Source organism: Pseudomonas sp. PI1 (genome assembly GCF_000812405.1).
GTDB classification, from domain to species: Bacteria; Pseudomonadota; Gammaproteobacteria; order Pseudomonadales; family Pseudomonadaceae; genus Pseudomonas; species Pseudomonas citronellolis.
In genome coordinates, this window is sequence record NZ_JWMC01000078.1 from 154,612 (window position 1) to 172,572 (window position 17,961).

The window sequence follows — 17,961 nt, forward strand, 5'->3', positions numbered from 1 at the left end:
CCGCTTCAGCAGGCGGCGGCGACGCGTTCGGCGATGGCCAGGCTGGCGGTGAGCCCCGGCGACTCGATCCCGAACAGGTTGACCAGGCCCGGTAGGCCGTGGTCCACGGCGGTTTGGATGACGAAGTCGGAGGCGGGTTCCCCGGCGCCGCTCAGTTTAGGACGAATCCCGGCATAGCCGGCCTGCAGACGTTCGGCGTCCAGGCCCGGGAAGTAGCGGCGGATGGCCTGGGCGAAGGGCTCGCGCAGCGCTTCGTCGACCAGATAGTCGATGCTTTCCAGGTAACGCACGTCCGGGCCGAAGCGCAGCTGGCCGCCGAGGTCGAGGGTGGCGTGCACGCCCAGGCCGGCGGTGTTGGCCTCGGGCATCGGGTAGATCAGGTGGCTGAACGGCGAGCGACCGCCGTAGGTGAAGTAGCGGCCCTGGCACAGGTGCAGCGGCGGCACGCCTTCCAGGCCTTCGGTGCGGGCGGCCAGTTGCTGGGCGAACAGGCCGCCGGCGTTGACCACCTGTTCGGCCCGGATGCTGAACGGCTCGCCGACGCTGACGCCTTCGGCGATCCAGCCGTCGGCGGCGCGGCGCAGGCGGTCGATGCGGGTGTCCAGCACCAGTTGCGCGCCCTGGATTTGCGCGGCGTGCTGCAGCGACAGCATGTAGGCATGGCTGTCGATGATCCCGGTGCTCGGCGAGAGCAGGGCGGCCACGCCGCGCACCGCCGGCTCCAGCGCGTGCAGCTGGGCAGAGTCCAGCGGCTGCAGGTCATGTACGCCGCTGGCTTGGGCATTGGCGGCGAGGGCTTCCAGCTTGCCCAGTTCGACGTCTTCCACGGCCACCAGCAGCTTGCCGATGCGGCTGTGCGGCACGTCGTGGCTGGCGCACCAGGCGTACAGGCGCTCGCGGCCTTCCAGGCAGAGTTCGGCCTTGAGCGAGCCGGGCGGGTAGTAGAGGCCGGCGTGGATGACCTCGGAGTTGCGGCTGGAGGTGTGGCTGCCGATCAGCCGCTCGGCTTCGACGATCAGCACGCTGCGCCCAGCGGCGGCCAGGCGCGCGGCGCAGGCCAGACCGACCGCGCCGGCGCCTATGACCAGGATGTCGATGTCGTTCACGGTGCCTCCGCGGTTTCCAGGGCCAGGCCCAGGTGCGCGGCCAGCTCGGCCGCTTCCGCCTGCCCGGCCGGGGCCAGCAGGCGCAGCGGGCAGCCGGCGAGCACCGCCTGGCGCTGGGCTTCCTCCAGCAGCCGGCGGGCCACGCCGCGGCCGCGGGTGACGCGGCGCACGCACAGGCGCGAGAGGCGCCAGGCCTCGGCATCGCGCTGCAGCCAGGCGGCGCCCAGCAGGCGGTCGTTGAAGCGCCCGGTCAGCAGCGTGCCCGCGGCCAGCGCGGCGTCCACCAGGGCCTCGCCATCGGCGAAGGGCGCGAGCAGCCAGGCCGGCGCCTCGGCGTAGAGCCGGGCCAGGTCCTGGCGGTCCTGGGCGGAGGGCTGGGCAAGGTGTTCGACGATCACGGGCATGGCGGCATCCTCGGCGGGGACGCGCAGTTTACGGACAAGCGGCGCCCCGCGGCCAGCGCCGCCGACCGTCGCCCGTAGCCCTGCGGGGCCCGCCGCGCCTATAATGCGGGCCCTCTTATAATCAAGTGCAGTGTTAGCTGTGGAGCTGGTGATGGCCGAACGCAAGGCAACCGTCGCGCGCGACACCCTGGAAACCCAGATCAAGGTGTCCATCGACCTGGACGGCACGGGCAAGGCCCGCTTCGATACCGGGGTACCCTTCCTCGAGCACATGATGGACCAGATCGCCCGCCATGGCCTGATCGACCTGGACATCGAGTGCAAGGGCGACCTGCACATCGACGACCACCACACCGTCGAAGACATCGGCATCACTCTCGGCCAGGCCATGGCCCGCGCCATCGGCGATAAGAAGGGCATCCGCCGCTACGGCCATGCCTACGTGCCGCTGGACGAGGCGCTGTCGCGCGTGGTGATCGACTTCTCCGGCCGCCCCGGCCTGCAGATGCACGTGCCCTTCACCCGCGCCAGCGTCGGCGGCTTCGACGTCGACCTGTTCATGGAGTTCTTCCAGGGCTTCGTCAACCACGCCCAGGTGACCCTGCACATCGACAACCTGCGCGGGCACAACACCCACCACCAGATCGAGACGGTGTTCAAGGCCTTCGGCCGCGCCCTGCGCATGGCCATCGAGCTGGACGAGCGCATGGCTGGGCAGATGCCGTCGACCAAGGGGTGCCTGTAATGCAGACGGTCGCCGTCATCGACTACGGCATGGGCAACCTGCACTCGGTGTCCAAGGCGCTGGAGCGCGTGGGCGCCGGCCGCGTGCTGGTGACCAGCGACGCCGCGGTGATCCGCGAGGCCGACCGCGTGGTGTTCCCCGGCGTGGGCGCCATCCGCGACTGCATGGCCGAGATCAGGCGCCTGGGCTTCGACGAACTGGTGCGTGAAGTCAGCCAGGACCGCCCCTTCCTCGGCATCTGCGTCGGCATGCAGGCGCTGCTGGAGCACAGCGAGGAGAACGACGGCGTCGACTGCATCGGCCTGTTCCCCGGCCAGGTGCGTTTCTTCGGCAAGGACCTGTACGAGGACGGCGAGCACCTGAAGGTGCCGCACATGGGCTGGAACCAGGTCAAACAGAGTCTCGACCACCCGCTGTGGCACGAAATCCCCGACGAAGCGCGCTTCTACTTCGTGCACAGCTACTACATCGAGGCGGGCAACCCGCGCCAGGTCGCCGGCCGCGGCCACTATGGCCGCGACTTCGCCGCCGCGCTGGCCGAGGGCCCGCGCTTCGCCGTGCAGTTCCACCCGGAGAAGAGCCACACCCACGGCCTGCAGCTGCTGCAGAACTTCGCCGCCTGGGACGGTCGCTGGTAAGCCATGGCCCGGCAGAAGGACAAGCCGGCGATCCTCGAACTCGATGGCGCCCAGCGCCAGAGCGCGGCGCGGGCCATCCAGCGCTTCCTGGAAGAGCGCTTCGAGCTGGACCTGGGCGGCTTCGAGGCCGAGGAAGTGCTGGACTTCTTCATGCGCGAGTTCGGCCCGCTGTTCTACAACAAGGCGATTCTCGATGTGCAGGCGCACCTGAAAGACAGGTTCGAAAGCATCGAAAGCGACTTGTGGGCGCTCGAGAAGAGCTGACCCGACCCCATTCACGACTTGGATTCGAGCAGGTTCAACCGATGCTGATCATCCCCGCAATCGATCTGAAGGACGGCGCCTGCGTGCGCCTGCGCCAGGGCCTGATGGAAGACGCCACCGTCTTCTCCGACGACCCGGTGGCCATGGCCGCCAAATGGGTGGACGGTGGCTGCCGCCGCCTGCACCTGGTGGACCTCAACGGCGCCTTCGAAGGCAAGCCGGTGAACGGCGAGGTGGTCACCGCCATCGCCAAGCGCTACCCGAACCTGCCGATCCAGATCGGCGGCGGCATCCGCTCGCTGGAGACCATCGAGCACTACGTGCGCGCCGGCGTCAGCTACGTGATCATCGGCACCAAGGCGGTGAAGCAGCCGGAATTCGTCGGCGAAGCCTGCCGCGCCTTCCCCGGCAAGGTGATCGTCGGCCTGGACGCGAAGGACGGCTTCGTCGCCACCGACGGCTGGGCCGAGGTCAGCGAAGTGCAGGTGATCGACCTGGCCAAGCGCTTCGAGGCCGACGGCGTCTCCGCCATCGTCTACACCGACATCTCCAAGGACGGCATGATGCAGGGCTGCAACGTCGAAGCCACCGCCGCCCTGGCCAACGCCACGCGCATCCCGGTGATCGCCTCCGGTGGCATCCACAACCTGGGCGACATCCAGAAACTGCTGGACGCGCGCACCCCGGGCATCATCGGCGCCATCACCGGCCGGGCGATCTACGAGGGCACCCTCGATGTCGCCGAGGCCCAGGCGCTTTGCGATCGGCAGGCAAAAGACGAATAAAAGCGCTGGAGGCTGAAGGCTGGACGTGACCGAGTCGCTTTTTCGTTCAGCCTCCAGCCTTCAGCCTCCCGCGAATTTCAAGATTGGGAGACACCAGAATGGCCCTCGCTAAGCGCATCATCCCCTGCCTCGACGTGGACAACGGCCGCGTGGTCAAGGGCGTCAAGTTCGAGAACATCCGCGACGCCGGCGACCCGGTGGAGATCGCCCGCCGCTACGACGAGCAGGGCGCCGACGAGATCACCTTCCTCGACATCACCGCCAGCGTCGACGGCCGCGACACCACGCTACACACCGTCGAGCGCATGGCCAGCCAGGTGTTCATCCCGCTGACCGTCGGCGGCGGCGTGCGCACCGTGCAGGACATCCGCAACCTGCTCAACGCCGGCGCGGACAAGGTCTCGATCAACACCGCCGCGGTGTTCACCCCGGAGTTCGTCGGCGAAGCCGCCGCGCGCTTCGGCTCGCAGTGCATCGTGGTCGCCATCGACGCCAAGAAGGTTTCGGCGCCGGGCGAAACCCCGCGCTGGGAAATCTTCACCCACGGCGGGCGCAAGCCCACCGGGCTGGACGCGGTGGAGTGGGCGAAAAAGATGGAAGGCCTGGGCGCCGGCGAAATCCTCCTGACCAGCATGGACCAGGACGGCGTGAAGAGCGGCTACGACCTGGGCGTGACCCGCGCCATCAGCGAGGCGGTGAACGTGCCGGTGATCGCTTCCGGCGGCGTCGGCAACCTGGAGCACCTGGCGGCCGGCATCCTCGAAGGCAAGGCCGACGCGGTGCTGGCGGCGAGCATCTTCCACTTCGGCGAGTACAGCGTGCCGGAGGCCAAGGCCTACCTGGCCAGCCGCGGCATCGTGGTGCGCTGAAGGGCGCGCCGCACTGCCGGGGTGCAGCTTGCGACAGGGCCCGGCCCGCTCATGGCGGCCGGGCCTTGTGCTTTCTGGCGATGTTTCCTACAGGGCGTGACGCGGTCTGAAAGATGCAAGGCCGAATGATGGCAAACTTGCGGTAAGCTCTGCGCCTTCGCTTACAACCAGGAATGTTCTGCGATGCTGAAACGCCTCCTGCTGGCCACCTCTCTGCTGTTGGCTGGCACAGTGCATGCGGAAATCTCTCCGGACTACAGCATGGTCCTGCTGACGGAGAACTTCCCGCCCTACAACATGGCCATCAACGGCAAGAACTTCGCCCAGGAAGACAACATCGACGGCATCGCCGTGGACATCGTCCGCGAGATGTACAAGCGCGCCGGCATCAAGTACAGCATGACCCTGCGCTTCCCCTGGGAACGCATCTACAAGCTGGCGCTGGAGAAGCCGGATTACGGCGTCTTCGTCACCGCCCGGCTGCCGGAGCGGGAAAGCGCCTTCAAGTGGGTCGGCCCCATCGGCCCGGACGACTGGGTGCTGCTGGCCCGCGGCGACAGTCCCATCGCCCTGAAGAGCCTGGACGAGGCGAAGAAGTACCGGGTGGGCGCCTACAAGGGCGACGCCATGGCCGAGTACCTCGCCGATCACGGCTTCGAGCCGGTGCTGGCGCTGCGTGATCAGGAGAACGCCGGCAAGCTGCAGAAGGGCGAGATCGACCTCTGGGCCAGTGGCGACCCGGCCGGGCGCTACCTGGCCAAGCAGGTCGGCGTCAGCGGCCTGAAGACGGTGCTGCGCTTCAACAGCGACCAGCTGTATCTGGCGCTGAACAAGGAAACCCCCGACGAAGTGGTGCAGAAGCTGCAGGCCGCGCTGGACAAGATGCGCGCCGAAGGCTTCGTCGACGATGTACTGAACAGCTACCTGTGATCCGCCGGCGCCGCTCGAGGGGAGCGGCGCCGCGCTGCGTTGCCGGCCACGGCCGGAGCTGTGCCAGGGATGGTGTACAGGACGGGAATCGCGTCCTCGATGCAGGGATGCCGCTAGCCATAACGATAACCAAGCGAGCGGTATGACCATGCTGAAACTCAAGACCTGCGGGCTGTTCATCGGCCTGCTGCTGGGGGCCGCCACGGCCCGCGCCGACCTGCCCGCCGACTACAAGGTGGTGCTGCTGACGGAGAACTTCCCGCCGTTCAACATGGCGGTGGACGACAAGAACTTCGCCCGCGACGAAGGCATCGACGGCATCAGCGCGGACATCGTCCGCGAGATGTTCAAGCGCGCCGGCATCGGCTACACCCTCAGCCTGCGCTTCCCCTGGGACCGGCTGTACAAGCTGACCCTGGACCGCGCCGGCTACGGCCTGTTCTCCACCACCTACACCCCCGAGCGGGTGCCGCTGTTCAAGTGGGTCGGCCCGCTGGCGAAGACCGGCTGGGTGGTGCTGGCCCCGCCGGGCAGCAAGATCACTGCGCTGAAGGACGTCAAGGAGGCCGGCAAGTACAAGCTCGGCGCCTACAAGAATGACGCCGTCAGCCAGGCGCTGGAGAGCCAGGGCATCCCGGTGATCAACGCCCTGCGCGACCAGGAGAACGTGAAGAAGCTGATGACCGGGCAGATCGACCTCTGGGCCACCACCGACCCGGTGGGCCGCTACCTGGCCAAGCAGGAGGGCGTCAGCGGTCTGCAGACGGTGCTGCGCTTCAACGAGGCGCAGCTGTACCTGGCGCTGAACAAGGACACCCCGGACGAGGTGGTCGAGCGCCTGCAGAAGGCTCTGGACCAGATGCGCGCCGAGGGGTATGTGGACGAGGTTACCAACAATTACCTCTGAGGCCGGATCGCGGACAGAGTCCGCTCCTGCGCCCGCCCTACGGTTCTGAGGATGCACGATTGTAGGAGCGGGCCCTGCCCGCGATTCGCGCGCAGGGCGCGCTCCTACAGGTGGGTTCGGAACTGTTCTATTGGGTTCCCGCGTTCGCGGGAACCCAGAAAACCGCCTAGAAGCAACAGGCCGCACCGGCGTGCTCTTCGTAGGAGCGAGCCATGCTCGCCTGCAACGGCCGGTGCTCGGTCGGGCACGGCGATGGGTATCGCTTCGCTCAACCCATCCTACGAAAAGCGCTGAGGCGCGGCCGGCGAGCGGGGTTCAGCGGTACACGCCATCCTTGCCATGCGCCGCCATGGCGCGGTTGCCGCGTTCGGCGATCAGCAGGTCGGGCTTCACCAGTTCGATGCCCGCCGCCTTCAGCTTCGGCAGCTCGCGCAGCAGCACCCGCAGGGTGGCCGGGTGCGGGTGGCCGATCAGCAGCGCCGAGCCCTGCTTGCGCGCCAGGGCCACGCCGCTCTGCAGCTGGCGGGCGATGCTGTCTTCATCCGGCTGGTCGTCGAGGAAGACATCGCGGGACAGGCTGGCCAGGCCGCGCTTCTGTGCTTCGGCGGCGGCCACTGTGGCGGCGCTGGTGCGGCTATCGAGGAAGAACAGGTGGCGTTCCTGCAGGGTGCCCATCAGCAGGTCCATGCCGGCGCGGTCGGCGGTCATGCGGCTGCCTTCGTGGTTGTTCACGCCTTGCACGTAGGGCACCGCGGCCAGCGCCGCGTCCAGGCGGCGGGAGAGTTCCGCATGCGGCAGGTCGGGGCGCCAGGCGTAGGGGCCGCCGGCCGGGTCCATCGGCAGGTGCAGGATCAGGGTACGCCCGCGCTGGTGGGCTTCGCGGGCCAGTTCGGCGGCGTGCGGGGTGTCCGGCATGATCGCCAGGGCTACCGCCGGCGGTAGTTCGAACACCTGGCGGTCGCGCGCCAGGTTCTGCCCGAGGTCGTCGATCACCACGCTCAGCAGCGGCCTGGCCTGCGCCTGGCCGAGCAGGGCGGCCAGGCACAGGCCGAACAGCAGCCGTGCCCGGCGCACCGGTCAGTTGCCGCGGCTGACGCTGAGCCCCTTCAGCAGGCTGAGGGCCTGGCTCAGCTGGAAGTCGCTGTCCTGCGGGGCGGCCTGGGGCGCCTTGCCCGACTGCGTCGGACGGTCCTTGCCGCCGTTGCCGTTGGCCAGGTGGCCCTGCAGGTCGGCTTCCTTGAAGCCTTCGAAGTCGCTCTGCTCGCGGGTCACCTTGGCGCGTTCCACCTCGATGTCCGGGACTATGCCCTGGGCCTGGATGGAGCGGCCGTTGGGGGTGTAGTAGAGCGCGGTGGTCAGCTTCAGGGCGCGGTCGTTGTTCAGCGGCAGCACGGTCTGCACCGAGCCCTTGCCGAAGCTGTCGGTGCCCATGAGGATGGCGCGTTTCTGGTCCTGCAGGGCGCCGGAGACGATTTCCGCCGCCGAGGCGGTGCCGCCGTTGATCAGCACCACCAGCTGCACGCCCTCGCTGGGGTCGGCCGGGTCGGCGGAGAAGCGCAGTTCGGAGTTGGGGATGCGGCCCTTGGTGTAGACGATCAGGCCCTTGGTGAGGAAGGCGTCGGCCACTTCCACCGCGGACTGCAGCACGCCGCCGGGGTTGTTGCGCAGGTCCAGGACCAGGCCCTTGAGCTTGCCCTTGTTGTCCTTCTTCAGCTGCGCCAGGGCCTTGACCACCTCGTCGCCGGTGTTGACCTGGAACTGGGTGATGCGCAGGTAGCCGTAGTTCGGCTCCAGCAGCTGGGTCTTGACGCTCTTGACCTTGATGATGGCGCGCTTGAGGCTGACGTCGAACGGCCGGCCGCCGCCGCGCACTATGGTCAGGGTGATGGACGAGCCGGGCTTGCCGCGCATGCTGTCCACCGCCTCGTTCATCGACTGGCCCTTGGTCGGCTTGCCGTCGATCTGCACGATCAGGTCGCCGGGCTGGATGCCGGCCGCGGCCGCCGGGGTGTCGTCGATCGGCGAGACCACCTTGATGAAGCCGTCCTCGGTGCCCACCTCGATGCCCAGGCCGCCGAACTCGCCGCTGGTGCTTTCCTGCAGCTCGGCGAATTCTTCCGGGTCCAGGTAGGCCGAATGCGGGTCGAGGTTGCTGAGCATGCCCTTGATGGCGTTCTCCAGCAGGGTCTTGTCGTCCACCGGCTCGACGTAGGCGGCCTTCACCCGGTCCAGGACCTCGGCGAAGGTCCGCAGTTCGTCCAGCGGCAGCGGCGCCTCCTTGCCGCTGGCCGCGGCTGGCGCGGCGGGCGGTGTCTCGGCGGCCTGGGCCGCCCCGATACCGAGCAGCAGGGCCAGGGTGATGAGACGGAAGCGATGCGACATGTTTGGCTCCTAAGGCGTGTCCGCCGCTTATCCTTGCGTGCGACACCAGGTAGTGGGGTCCGTCGGGCGGCCCTGATGACGAATGGCGAAATACACCGCCGGAGTCTCCTGCCCGCCGCTGGTGCCGACGGTAGCGATGGGATCCCCGGCCTTGACCGTGTCCCCGGCGCCTTTCAGCAGACTCTGATTATGACCATAAAGGCTCAGGTATCCACCACCGTGGTCGAGGATAACCAGTAGCCCGGCGCCGCGCAGCCAGTCGGCGAACACTACCCTGCCGCCATGCACGGCGCGTACCGTGGCGCCTGCGCTGGCGCCGATCAGCACGCCGTCCCAGGTGGCGCGCGGGTCGTCGCCGCGCGGGCTGCCGAAGCGTGCCAGGATGCGCCCGTTGACCGGCCAGGGCAGCTTGCCGCGGGTGGCGTCGAAGGCGCCGCCGAAGCCGGCGCCGCTGGATACCAGCGGGCCGCTGTAGTCCGCGCGGGGCTTGGGCTTCACGCTGCCGCCGCCGCTGGCCATCTCGCGTTCGCGGCGGGCGCGCTCGCGTTCGGCGGCCAGGGCGCGCTGGCGCGCTTCCTCGGCTTCGCGGGCCTGGCGGGCGAGGGTTTCCTCGATGGTCTTGAGCACCTTGTTCAGCTCGGCCTGGGCCTGCTGGCGGTCCTGCAGCTTGCGGTTGCTGTCGCTGTAGTCGCTGTTGAGCTTGGCCAGGGCTTCCTGGCGCTGCTTGCGCACTTCGGCCAGTTCCTGGCGGCGGGCCTCGAGGTCCTGCTGCTGGGCCAGTTGCTGGCTCTTCTGCGTGGTGATGTCGCGCTCGACGTTCTCCAGCTGGCGCAGGGTCTCGTTGAAGGCGTTGAGCTGTTCCAGGCGCGCGCGGTTGATGTACTCGTAGTAGGTGAGGGTGCGGCTGAACTTCTCGGGATGTTCCTGGTTCAGCAGCAGCTTGAGGTATTCCTCGCGGCCGCTCTGGTACGCGGCGCGGGCCTGGATGCCGATCAGCCGCTGCTGTTCAAGGCGCGCGCCCTGGAGTTTTTTTTTCTCCTCGTCCAGGCGCTGGAGCTCCTTTTCGCTCTTCTCCAGCTCCTCCTGCAGCGCCTTGACCTGCTTCTCCAGGTCGCCCATCTGGGTTTCGGTGGACTTGAGCTGCTTCTGCACCCCGGATTTCTCTTCCTGGATGCCGCTGAGGGTCTTCTTCAGCTCGGCGATGTCTTTCTGCGTCCGCTCGATCTGCTTCTGGGTGTCGGCGCGTTCGTCGGCGACGACCGCCAGCGGGCTCAGCAGGCAGATCAGCAGCAGGGAGGATAGGGCGCGATGCATGGGGTGGCGGGCACCTGGAGGCGGAATCGGCCTAGTATGCATAAAAAAATCGTTACAAGCCGCAAGCGGCGAGTGAAAAGCATCACGCCGCCTGCAGCTCGCGAGGGTCACTCCAGGGTGACGATGGATTTGCCGGTCATCTCGGCCGGCACCGGCAGGCCCATCAGCGTCAGCATGGTCGGCGCCACGTCGGCCAGCACGCCGCCTTCGCGGATGCTCAGCTTGCGCTTGCCGACGTAGATGAAGGGCACCGGCTCGCAGGTGTGCGCGGTGTGCGCCTGGCCGGTGCTCTCGTCTTCCATCTGCTCGACGTTGCCGTGGTCGGCGGTGATCAGGGCTTCGCCGCCGACCTTGTCCAGCGCCGCGGCGATGCGCCCGACGCAGGCGTCCAGGCATTCCACGGCCTTGACCGCGGCCTCGAACACGCCGGTGTGGCCGACCATGTCGCCGTTGGCGTAGTTGACCACGATGACGTCGTAGCGCTGGTTTTCGATGGCGTCGACGATCCTGTCGGTGACTTCCGGCGCGCTCATTTCCGGCTGCAGATCGTAGGTGGCGACCTTCGGCGAGGGGATGAGGATGCGTTCTTCGCCCTCGAACGGCTCTTCGCGGCCGCCGGAGAAGAAGAAGGTGACGTGGGCGTACTTCTCGGTCTCGGCGATGCGCAGCTGGGTCTTGCCGTTCTTCGCCAGGTATTCGCCGAGGACGTTGTCCAGCGACTCGGGCTTGAACGCGCTGGGCGCCGGGATGTTCGCCGAGTACTGGGTGAGCATCACGTACTCGGCCAGGTGCAGCTCGCGCTGGCGCGGGAATTCCTTGAAGCCCGGCTCGACGAAGGCGCGCGACAGTTCGCGGGCGCGGTCGGCGCGGAAGTTCATGAACACCACGGCGTCGCCATCCTCCACGCGCACCTGTTCGCCGATGCGCGTGGCCTTGACGAACTCGTCGCTCTCGCCGCGCTCGTAGGCGGCGTGCAGCGCGGCCACGGCGTCGTCGGCGGTGAATTCGGCGGCGCCTTCGGTGATCAGGTTGTAGGCGGCTTCGACGCGGTCCCAGCGGTTGTCGCGGTCCATGGCGAAGTAGCGGCCGATGATGCTGGCGGTGCGGCCCTTGCCGATGCGGGCGAAGGCCTCGTCGACCAGCTTCAGCGACGGCTCGGCGCTCTTGGGCGGGGTGTCGCGGCCGTCGAGGAAGGCGTGCAGGTAGATTTTCTGCGCGCCACGCCGGGCGGCCAGTTCGGCCATGGCGACCAGGTGGTCCTGGTGGCTGTGCACGCCGCCATCGGACAGCAGGCCGAGGATGTGCACGGCCTTGCCGGCGCCCACCGCCTTGTCCACCGCGCCGGTCAGCACCGGGTTGTCGAAGAACTCGCCGTCGCGGATGGCCTTGGTCACGCGGGTGAAGTCCTGGTAGACGACGCGCCCGGCGCCGAGGTTCATGTGGCCGACCTCGGAGTTGCCCATCTGCCCGTCCGGCAGGCCCACGTCCATGCCCGAGCCGGAGATCAGGCCGTGCGGCTGGGTGGCCAGCAGGCGGTCGAGATTCGGCTTCTTCGCGGCGAAGATGGCGTTGTACTCGGGGCTGTCGCTATGGCCGAAGCCGTCCAGGATGATCAGGACCAGGGGTTTGGGCGATGCTGTCATAGGTGCGGCTCTTTCCAAAACGGGGGTCAGAAAAGGATCGGCATTTTACCGTCTGGGTGCGACGGGCGCCATGATTGGCAGGGTTCAGCCGTCAGGAGGGCGCGTGTATACTGGCCGGCATTTTTACCTGTGGATGCCTTGCGCCATGTCGTCGTTCCTTCCCCGTCTGATCGAATTCGCCACCCATCACTACCTGCTGGTCGGCGCCCTGGTGGTGCTCCTGGTCCTGCTCGCACTGCACGAGCTGAACAAGGCCGGCCGCGCGCTGTCGACCCGCGAGCTGACCGCGCTGGTCAATGCCGAGCAGGGTGTCGTACTGGACATCCGCCCGAGCAAGGAGTTCTCCGGCGGCCACATCTCCGGCTCGCTGAACATCCCGGCGGACAAGCTGAACAGCCGCATGAGCGAGTTGGACAAGCACAAGGCCAAGACCATCATCGTGGTCGACGCCATGGGCCAGCACGCGGGCACCTGGTGCGGCGTGCTGAAGAAGGCCGGCTACAACGTGGCCAAGCTGGGCGGTGGCATCGGCAGCTGGCGCGGCGACAACCTGCCCCTGGTGAAGTGAGATGCAGGCGGTTCTGATATACACCACGGCCTGGTGCCCCTACTGTATCCGCGCCAAGGCGCTGCTGGACAAGAAGGGCGTGGCCTACGAGGAGATCGGCGTGGACGGCAAGCCCGACCTGCGCGCCGAAATGAGCCGCAAGGCCGGCCGTACCTCGGTACCGCAAATCTGGATCGGCAGCACCCACGTCGGCGGCTGCGACGATCTGTACGCGCTGGAGCGCGCGGGCAAGCTGGATGCGCTGCTGTCGGCGTGATCCCCTTATTACTGCAAACGAGCCATAAGAAGGTCCTGAAATGACTGAGCAAGCTAGCAACGGCGCCAACGAGCAAGAAAACGGCCCGCAGTTCTCCCTGCAGCGCATCTACATCCGCGACCTGTCCTTCGAAGCGCCGAAGGCTCCGGAAATCTTCCGCCAGGAATGGCAGCCGGCGATCAGCATGGACCTGAACACCCGCCAGAAGCAGCTCGACGGCGACTTCTACGAAGTGGTGCTGACCGTTTCGGTGACCGTGAAGAACAAGGACGACGTGGCCTTCATCGTCGAAGTGCAGCAGGCCGGCATCTTCCTGATCAAGGGCCTGGACGCCTCCAGCATGAGCCACACCCTGGGCGCCTTCTGCCCGAACATCCTCTTCCCCTACGCCCGCGAAGCCCTGGACAGCCTGGTGGTGCGCGGCTCGTTCCCGGCGCTGATGCTCTCGCCGGTGAACTTCGACGCCCTGTACGCCCAGGAAATCGCCCGCCTGCAGGCTTCCGGCGAGATTCCTTCGGTCCAGTAAGGTCCGTCGTAGCGAAGAAAGGCGCCCGAGGGCGCCTTTTCTTTTGCCCATCCGATAGCGAAGCGCTCTTCGTAGGATGGGTTGAGCCTTGGCGAAACCCATGCGGTCATGGCGATGGGTATCGCTTCGCTCAACCCATCCTACGGGGAGATCGGGGCCGGCGCGTTCAACTTTGGTGCGCGTGCACTAGCAAGGCGCCTTCTCGGCCAGCCCGTGCGGGCATTTCGGCCATACCTTTTGTGCCAGGGAATTCACTTGCAGATTTGCTGCAGGCTCCATGAATACTGGCCTGCGTGGCTGTGCAGCGCGGGAAATCCAGATCGTCGGCAAAACTGGCACAGCCCCTGCAATAGTCCCAATAACGATTTCGGGGGCCTCGGTACAGGCAGGCTGGGGAAACCCCACTTTTACACAAGGCGCGCCGCCGCGGCCCGATGCGGTGGAAGGCGTGAACGGTTCGGGGGTCCTGGTACAGGCAGGCCGGGGAAACCCCCTTTTTACACCGGAGGTTCGCGATGCGGCCTCCGCCCCTTTCGGGGCCCTCGGTTCAGGCAGGCCGGGGAATCCCCTTCTTTCTTCCCGAGGCTGGCCGCCGGCCCCCTCAGCGCAATTGCGGATGGACCCGCAGCACCCAGTCCCCGTCCTTCTCCTCGCTGTCCCAGCTACCGCCCAGGTGGCGGGTGGAGAGCAGGGTTATCCACAATTGCCCGTCGCGGTTCTCCACGCGCCAGCGCAGCGGCTGGCCATCCAGGCGCATCTGGCCTTCCGCAGCCGTGCCCGCCGCCTGCACGCGCAGCGCCAGGGCGCCCTCGATCTGCCCGGCCTCGACCCTGGCACTCTGGTCGAAGCGCAGCAGCAGGACGCCGTCCTGCGCCTGGACGGCGAGCAGATGCGGCTCGCCCGGCGTGGGCCCGGTGAGGCGGCCGAGCATCAGGCCGATCATCAGCCCGCCGATGGCCAGCGCCGAAAACACCCGCAGCCACGGCCGGGGCCGCACATCCGCCGCCGCGGGAGTAGAATGCCGGCCGTCCTCAGGCCCGGAGCGCTGCATGTTCCACGTCATCCTCTTCCAACCGGAAATTCCACCCAATACCGGCAACATTATCAGGCTCTGCGCCAATTCCGGCTGCAGCCTGCACCTGATCGAGCCGCTGGGCTTCGAACTGGACGACAAGCGCCTGCGCCGGGCCGGGCTGGATTATCACGAATACGCCCCGGTGCAGCGCTATGCGAGCCTGGAGGAATGCCTGGATAAGCTCGGCCGCCCGCGGCTGTTCGCCTTCACCACCAAGGGCTCCCACGCTTTCCACGAAGTGGCCTACCAGCGTGGCGACGCCTTCCTGTTCGGCCCGGAAAGCCGCGGCCTGCCGGAAGAAGTGCGCAACGCGCTACCGCCGGAGCAGCGCCTGCGCCTGCCGATGCGCCCGGATAGCCGCAGCCTGAACCTGTCCAACACGGTCGCAGTGACTGTCTATGAAGCCTGGCGCCAGCTCGGCTTCGCCATGGATTGAGCAGCGATTGATCGATCTGGTGCAGGGCCCGTGGGGCCTGCGCCGCAGCCATTCATCCCAAGGTTGTCCACAGGTGGGCGCACAGCGGTTGTGGGCAACGCGGGAAATCCTGCACAGAATTCAGCCGGGGCTGTAGGGGGCGCGGGGCCTGGGCTGCGGGGGGATCGATCCCCGGGCTGTGCACAGGGTTATCCACAGGTTCTGGGGGTATTTTCGTGAAGGGTGTTCTGCCGATCGAGACGGTGCGTGTCCTGAAGAACGCCCTCTCCCTAGCCCTCTCCCTGAAGGGAGAGGGGACCGTTCGGTGTGCTTGGATACTCTGGAGTCAGCTGGATATTGTGGTGTCCGGCTGAAACCTTGCTTTCAGCCGGCACGGACAAGCCCCCTCTCCCTTCAGGGAGAGGGTTGGGGAGAGGGAGCGGAGTCAAACCGAAATACCAAGGCCGCCTGGAAACTCCCTTCGCGAGCAAGCTCGCTCCTACAAGGTGCAAGAACACTCCCCCACGAAAAAGGGGCCCGCAGGCCCCTTCGATCGCTCCAACGGCGCTTCAGTCGTCGCCTTCGTCGTCCGGGCCGTCCACTTTCATGCCCAGTTCCTTGATCTTGCGCGTCAAGGTGTTCCTTCCCCAGCCCAGCAGCACGGCGGCGTCGCGGCGGCGGCCGGCGGTGTGCTTCAGGGCGGTCTCGATCATGATCCGCTCGAAGGCCGGCACGGCGCTGTCCAGCAGGCTCGACTGGCCGCGGCCCAGGGCCTGGTCGGCCCAGTGGCGCAGGGCCTGTTCCCAGTTGGCCGCCGGCAGGCTGTCCTGGGGCTGGGTCAGCAGCTCCGGCGGCAGGTCGTCGATGTGCACTTCGCGGCCGGAGGCCATCACGGTGATCCAGCGGCAGGTGTTCTCCAACTGGCGCACGTTGCCCGGCCAACCGAGGTTCTTCAGGTAGTCCTCGGTCTCGGGCTTGAGCAGCTTGGGCTCCACCGCCAGCTCTTGCGCGGCGCGGGCGAGGAAGTGCCGGGCCAGCGCCGGGATGTCCTCGCGGCGGTCGGCCAGGCGCGGGATGTGGATGCGGATGACGTTCAGGCGGTGGAACAGGTCCTCGCGGAACTTGCCCTCGCGCACCAGGTTTTCCAGGTTCTGGTGCGTCGCGGCGATGATGCGCACGTCGACCTTCACCGGGGTGTGGCCGCCGACGCGGTAGAACTCGCCGTCGGCCAGCACGCGCAGCAGGCGCGTCTGGGTGTCGGCCGGCATGTCGCCGATCTCGTCGAGGAACAGGGTGCCGCCGTCGGCCTGCTCGAAGCGCCCGCGGCGCTGCGCGGCGGCGCCGGTGAAGGCGCCCTTCTCGTGGCCGAACAGTTCGGACTCCATCAGGTCCTTGGGGATCGCCGCCATGTTCAGCGCGATGAACGGCTCGGCCGCGCGCGGGCTGTGGCGGTGCAGGGCGTGGGCGACCAGTTCCTTGCCGGTGCCCGACTCGCCGTTGATCAGCACGGTGATGTTGGAGTGGCTGAGGCGGCCGATGGCGCGGAACACCTCCTGCATCGCCGGCGCTTCGCCGATGATCTCCGGGGTGCGCGCCTGGTTGGCCGGCGCCTCCAGGCCCTGCTGCTCCTGGGCGTGCTGGTTGGCGCGCTTGACCAGGGACACGGCCTCGTCGACGTCGAACGGCTTGGGCAGGTATTCGAAGGCGCCGCCCTGGTAGGAGGCCACTGCGCTGTCCAGGTCCGAATGGGCTGTCATGATGATCACCGGCAGGCGCGGGTGCAGCTCGCGGATCTGCGCCAGCAGGTCGAGGCCGCTGGAGCCGGGCATGCGGATGTCCGAGATGATCACGTCCGGCTGCTGCCGGCCGAGGCGGTGGATGACGCTATCGGCGTTCTCGAAGCTGACGGTGGTCATGCCTTCCTGTTGCAGGGCTTTTTCCAGTACCCAGCGGATGGAGCGGTCGTCGTCGACGATCCAGACGGTCTCTGAACGGCTCATGGGTGGTGCACTCCTTGTTCCAGGGGCAGGAACAGACTGAATACGGTGTGGCCGGGGTGGCTCTCGCATTCGACCAGCCCCTGGTGCTGGCTGATGATGTTCTGGGTGATGGCCAGGCCCAGCCCGGTGCCGTCCGGGCGGCCGCTGACCATGGGGTAGAAGATGGTGTCCTGCAGCTCGGCCGGGATGCCCGGGCCGTTGTCGATGATCTCCACCTTGCACACCAGGCGGTGGCGCGTGTGGCCGATGGTGAACTGGCGCAGGGTGCGGGTGCGCAGGGTGATGCGGCCCAGGCGCAGTTCGTTGTGCGCGGCGATGGCCTGCATGGCGTTGCGCACGATGTTGAGCACCGCCTGGATCATCTGCTCGCGGTCGAGCAGCAGGTCGGGAATGCTCGGGTCGTAGTCGCGGATCAGCGGGATGCTGCCCTGGGTCTCGGCGCCCACCAGGCTGCAGACGTGTTCCAGCACTTCGTGGATGTTGGTCACCCGCAGTTGCGGCAGCTTGTTCGAGCCGAGCATGCGGTCCACCAGGTTCCGCAGGCGGTCGGCCTCCTCGATGATGACGTTGGTGTAGTCCTTGAGCGACTCGTCCGGCAACTCGCGGGACAGCAGCTGGGCCGCGCCGCGGATGCCGCCCAGGGGGTTCTTGATCTCGTGGGCCAGGCCGCGCACCAGCAGCTTGGTGGTCTCCTGCTTGGACAGCTGGGCCTCTTCCTTGGTGATGCGCATCAGCCGGTCGCGCGGGTGGACTTCCAGCAGCAGCAGGGTCTCGCGGCGGTTGAGGATGGGCGTCACCGCGTAGTCGACGGTGATGCTCTGGCCGGTGAGCGAGGTCAGCGTGGCTTCGCGCTTGGTGAACGGGTGCGCTTCCTCCACCGCCTGGCGCAGCGACTGCAGGGCCTCCTGGGATTCGGTGAACAGCTCGCTGATGAACTGCCCGTGGCTACGTTGGCCGCTGACCGCCAGGAGCATCTCGGCGGCCGGGTTCATGTACTCCAGGCGCAGTTCGGCGTTGAGCAGGATCACCGCCGTGGTGAGGTTGTCGAGCAACAGTCTGAGCTGGGTTTCTGTAGGCATGGCGGACAGGCGTTCCAAGGTTGGGCAGGAAAATGCAAAAAGCAAACCAAGCCCC

Annotated in this window: 20 protein-coding genes; 11 read left to right on the plus strand and 9 right to left on the minus strand. The window is 67.4% G+C overall.

Features of this window, described 5'->3' with window-relative positions:
• Positions 1-5: 5 nt before the first annotated feature.
• Positions 6-1,106, minus strand: a complete 1,101-nt coding sequence (locus tag RN02_RS24745; RefSeq protein ID WP_043317590.1) for an NAD(P)/FAD-dependent oxidoreductase — start codon at positions 1,104-1,106, stop codon at positions 6-8.
• Positions 1,103-1,510, minus strand: a complete 408-nt coding sequence (locus RN02_RS24750; RefSeq protein WP_043317592.1) for an acetyl-CoA sensor PanZ family protein — start codon at positions 1,508-1,510, stop codon at positions 1,103-1,105. Before RN02_RS24750 ends, RN02_RS24745 begins: the two co-directional genes overlap by 4 nt.
• 151 nt (positions 1,511-1,661) lie before the next feature.
• On the opposite strand from RN02_RS24750, the gene hisB reads away from it, so the two are divergent.
• From hisB to RN02_RS24785, 7 genes are all read left to right on the plus strand, one after another.
• A complete protein-coding gene (gene hisB / locus RN02_RS24755; RefSeq protein ID WP_043317594.1) occupies positions 1,662-2,255 on the plus strand; it encodes an imidazoleglycerol-phosphate dehydratase HisB in 594 nt (197 codons plus the stop codon).
• Complete coding sequence (hisH, locus tag RN02_RS24760; RefSeq protein ID WP_043317596.1) at positions 2,255-2,893, plus strand: imidazole glycerol phosphate synthase subunit HisH; 639 nt, start codon at positions 2,255-2,257, stop codon at positions 2,891-2,893. The genes hisB and hisH overlap by 1 nt, the downstream gene beginning before the upstream one ends.
• Before the next feature lie 3 nt (positions 2,894-2,896).
• Positions 2,897-3,157, plus strand: coding sequence for a DUF2164 domain-containing protein (locus tag RN02_RS24765; protein ID WP_043268350.1), 261 nt, complete (start codon positions 2,897-2,899; stop codon positions 3,155-3,157).
• Between the two features lie 41 nt (positions 3,158-3,198).
• Complete coding sequence (gene hisA, locus RN02_RS24770; RefSeq protein WP_009613830.1) at positions 3,199-3,942, plus strand: 1-(5-phosphoribosyl)-5-[(5-phosphoribosylamino)methylideneamino]imidazole-4-carboxamide isomerase; 744 nt, start codon at positions 3,199-3,201, stop codon at positions 3,940-3,942.
• Between the two features lie 98 nt (positions 3,943-4,040).
• A complete protein-coding gene (hisF, locus tag RN02_RS24775; protein WP_009613829.1) occupies positions 4,041-4,811 on the plus strand; it encodes an imidazole glycerol phosphate synthase subunit HisF in 771 nt (256 codons plus the stop codon).
• Positions 4,812-4,994: 183 nt separating this feature from the next.
• Positions 4,995-5,741: a substrate-binding periplasmic protein gene (locus RN02_RS24780; RefSeq protein ID WP_043317599.1), complete on the plus strand. Its 747-nt coding sequence runs from the start codon at positions 4,995-4,997 to the stop codon at positions 5,739-5,741.
• 148 nt (positions 5,742-5,889) lie between these two features.
• On the plus strand, positions 5,890-6,648 hold the full coding sequence (locus RN02_RS24785; protein ID WP_043269104.1) for a substrate-binding periplasmic protein: 759 nt from the start codon (positions 5,890-5,892) through the stop codon (positions 6,646-6,648).
• 315 nt (positions 6,649-6,963) lie between these two features.
• Here the strand turns inward: RN02_RS24785 and RN02_RS24790 are convergent, their stop codons facing one another.
• From RN02_RS24790 to gpmI, 4 genes are all read right to left on the minus strand, one after another.
• On the minus strand, positions 6,964-7,722 hold the full coding sequence (locus tag RN02_RS24790) for a divergent polysaccharide deacetylase family protein (protein ID WP_043317601.1): 759 nt from the start codon (positions 7,720-7,722) through the stop codon (positions 6,964-6,966).
• Positions 7,723-7,725: 3 nt separating this feature from the next.
• Positions 7,726-9,030 (minus strand): S41 family peptidase, encoded by a 1,305-nt coding sequence (locus tag RN02_RS24795; RefSeq protein ID WP_009613824.1) that lies wholly within the window; start codon positions 9,028-9,030, stop codon positions 7,726-7,728.
• Between the two features lie 27 nt (positions 9,031-9,057).
• Positions 9,058-10,344 (minus strand): murein hydrolase activator EnvC family protein, encoded by a 1,287-nt coding sequence (locus tag RN02_RS24800; RefSeq protein ID WP_043317603.1) that lies wholly within the window; start codon positions 10,342-10,344, stop codon positions 9,058-9,060.
• Positions 10,345-10,451: 107 nt separating this feature from the next.
• Complete coding sequence (gene gpmI, locus RN02_RS24805; RefSeq protein WP_043317605.1) at positions 10,452-11,987, minus strand: 2,3-bisphosphoglycerate-independent phosphoglycerate mutase; 1,536 nt, start codon at positions 11,985-11,987, stop codon at positions 10,452-10,454.
• Between the two features lie 145 nt (positions 11,988-12,132).
• Here gpmI and RN02_RS24810 point away from each other — a divergent pair, with 145 nt between their 5' ends.
• From RN02_RS24810 to secB, 3 genes are read left to right on the plus strand one after another with little or no spacing between them, the layout of a single operon-like run.
• Positions 12,133-12,555 (plus strand): rhodanese-like domain-containing protein, encoded by a 423-nt coding sequence (locus RN02_RS24810; protein WP_009613821.1) that lies wholly within the window; start codon positions 12,133-12,135, stop codon positions 12,553-12,555.
• Position 12,556: 1 nt separating this feature from the next.
• On the plus strand, positions 12,557-12,811 hold the full coding sequence (gene grxC, locus RN02_RS24815) for a glutaredoxin 3 (RefSeq protein WP_009613820.1): 255 nt from the start codon (positions 12,557-12,559) through the stop codon (positions 12,809-12,811).
• A gap of 40 nt (positions 12,812-12,851) precedes the next feature.
• Positions 12,852-13,337, plus strand: a complete 486-nt coding sequence (gene secB, locus RN02_RS24820; protein ID WP_043317607.1) for a protein-export chaperone SecB — start codon at positions 12,852-12,854, stop codon at positions 13,335-13,337.
• Between the two features lie 601 nt (positions 13,338-13,938).
• Here the strand turns inward: secB and RN02_RS24825 are convergent.
• Positions 13,939-14,388 (minus strand): hypothetical protein, encoded by a 450-nt coding sequence (locus RN02_RS24825; protein ID WP_043317609.1) that lies wholly within the window; start codon positions 14,386-14,388, stop codon positions 13,939-13,941.
• Between RN02_RS24825 and trmL the strand changes: the two genes are divergently transcribed.
• On the plus strand, positions 14,387-14,848 hold the full coding sequence (gene trmL, locus RN02_RS24830) for a tRNA (uridine(34)/cytosine(34)/5-carboxymethylaminomethyluridine(34)-2'-O)-methyltransferase TrmL (protein ID WP_043317611.1): 462 nt from the start codon (positions 14,387-14,389) through the stop codon (positions 14,846-14,848). The two genes, RN02_RS24825 and trmL, sit on opposite strands and share 2 nt — an antisense overlap.
• Positions 14,849-15,396: 548 nt before the next feature.
• Here trmL and ntrC read toward each other — a convergent pair.
• Positions 15,397-16,827 (minus strand): two-component system response regulator NtrC, encoded by a 1,431-nt coding sequence (gene ntrC / locus RN02_RS24835; RefSeq protein ID WP_009613816.1) that lies wholly within the window; start codon positions 16,825-16,827, stop codon positions 15,397-15,399.
• Positions 16,824-17,906, minus strand: a complete 1,083-nt coding sequence (glnL, locus tag RN02_RS24840) for a nitrogen regulation protein NR(II) (protein WP_009613815.1) — start codon at positions 17,904-17,906, stop codon at positions 16,824-16,826. Before glnL ends, ntrC begins: the two co-directional genes overlap by 4 nt.
• Positions 17,907-17,961 lie beyond the last annotated feature (55 nt).

Excerpts from the sequence above, each read along its gene's own strand:
- RN02_RS24750 (WP_043317592.1), bottom strand. The coding sequence starts at position 1,510 with ATGCCCGTGATCGTCGAACACCTTGCCCAGCCCTCCGCCCAGGACCGC.
- hisB (WP_043317594.1), top strand. The coding sequence starts at position 1,662 with ATGGCCGAACGCAAGGCAACCGTCGCGCGCGACACCCTGGAAACCCAG.
- hisH (WP_043317596.1), top strand. The coding sequence starts at position 2,255 with ATGCAGACGGTCGCCGTCATCGACTACGGCATGGGCAACCTGCACTCG.
- RN02_RS24765 (WP_043268350.1), top strand. The coding sequence starts at position 2,897 with ATGGCCCGGCAGAAGGACAAGCCGGCGATCCTCGAACTCGATGGCGCC.
- hisA (WP_009613830.1), top strand. The coding sequence starts at position 3,199 with ATGCTGATCATCCCCGCAATCGATCTGAAGGACGGCGCCTGCGTGCGC.
- hisF (WP_009613829.1), top strand. The coding sequence starts at position 4,041 with ATGGCCCTCGCTAAGCGCATCATCCCCTGCCTCGACGTGGACAACGGC.
- RN02_RS24780 (WP_043317599.1), top strand. The coding sequence starts at position 4,995 with ATGCTGAAACGCCTCCTGCTGGCCACCTCTCTGCTGTTGGCTGGCACA.
- RN02_RS24785 (WP_043269104.1), top strand. The coding sequence starts at position 5,890 with ATGCTGAAACTCAAGACCTGCGGGCTGTTCATCGGCCTGCTGCTGGGG.
- RN02_RS24795 (WP_009613824.1), bottom strand. The coding sequence starts at position 9,030 with ATGTCGCATCGCTTCCGTCTCATCACCCTGGCCCTGCTGCTCGGTATC.
- RN02_RS24800 (WP_043317603.1), bottom strand. The coding sequence starts at position 10,344 with ATGCATCGCGCCCTATCCTCCCTGCTGCTGATCTGCCTGCTGAGCCCG.
- gpmI (WP_043317605.1), bottom strand. The coding sequence starts at position 11,987 with ATGACAGCATCGCCCAAACCCCTGGTCCTGATCATCCTGGACGGCTTC.
- RN02_RS24810 (WP_009613821.1), top strand. The coding sequence starts at position 12,133 with ATGTCGTCGTTCCTTCCCCGTCTGATCGAATTCGCCACCCATCACTAC.
- grxC (WP_009613820.1), top strand. The coding sequence starts at position 12,557 with ATGCAGGCGGTTCTGATATACACCACGGCCTGGTGCCCCTACTGTATC.
- secB (WP_043317607.1), top strand. The coding sequence starts at position 12,852 with ATGACTGAGCAAGCTAGCAACGGCGCCAACGAGCAAGAAAACGGCCCG.
- trmL (WP_043317611.1), top strand. The coding sequence starts at position 14,387 with ATGTTCCACGTCATCCTCTTCCAACCGGAAATTCCACCCAATACCGGC.
- RN02_RS24825 (WP_043317609.1), bottom strand. The coding sequence starts at position 14,388 with ATGCAGCGCTCCGGGCCTGAGGACGGCCGGCATTCTACTCCCGCGGCG.
- ntrC (WP_009613816.1), bottom strand. The coding sequence starts at position 16,827 with ATGAGCCGTTCAGAGACCGTCTGGATCGTCGACGACGACCGCTCCATC.
- glnL (WP_009613815.1), bottom strand. The coding sequence starts at position 17,906 with ATGCCTACAGAAACCCAGCTCAGACTGTTGCTCGACAACCTCACCACG.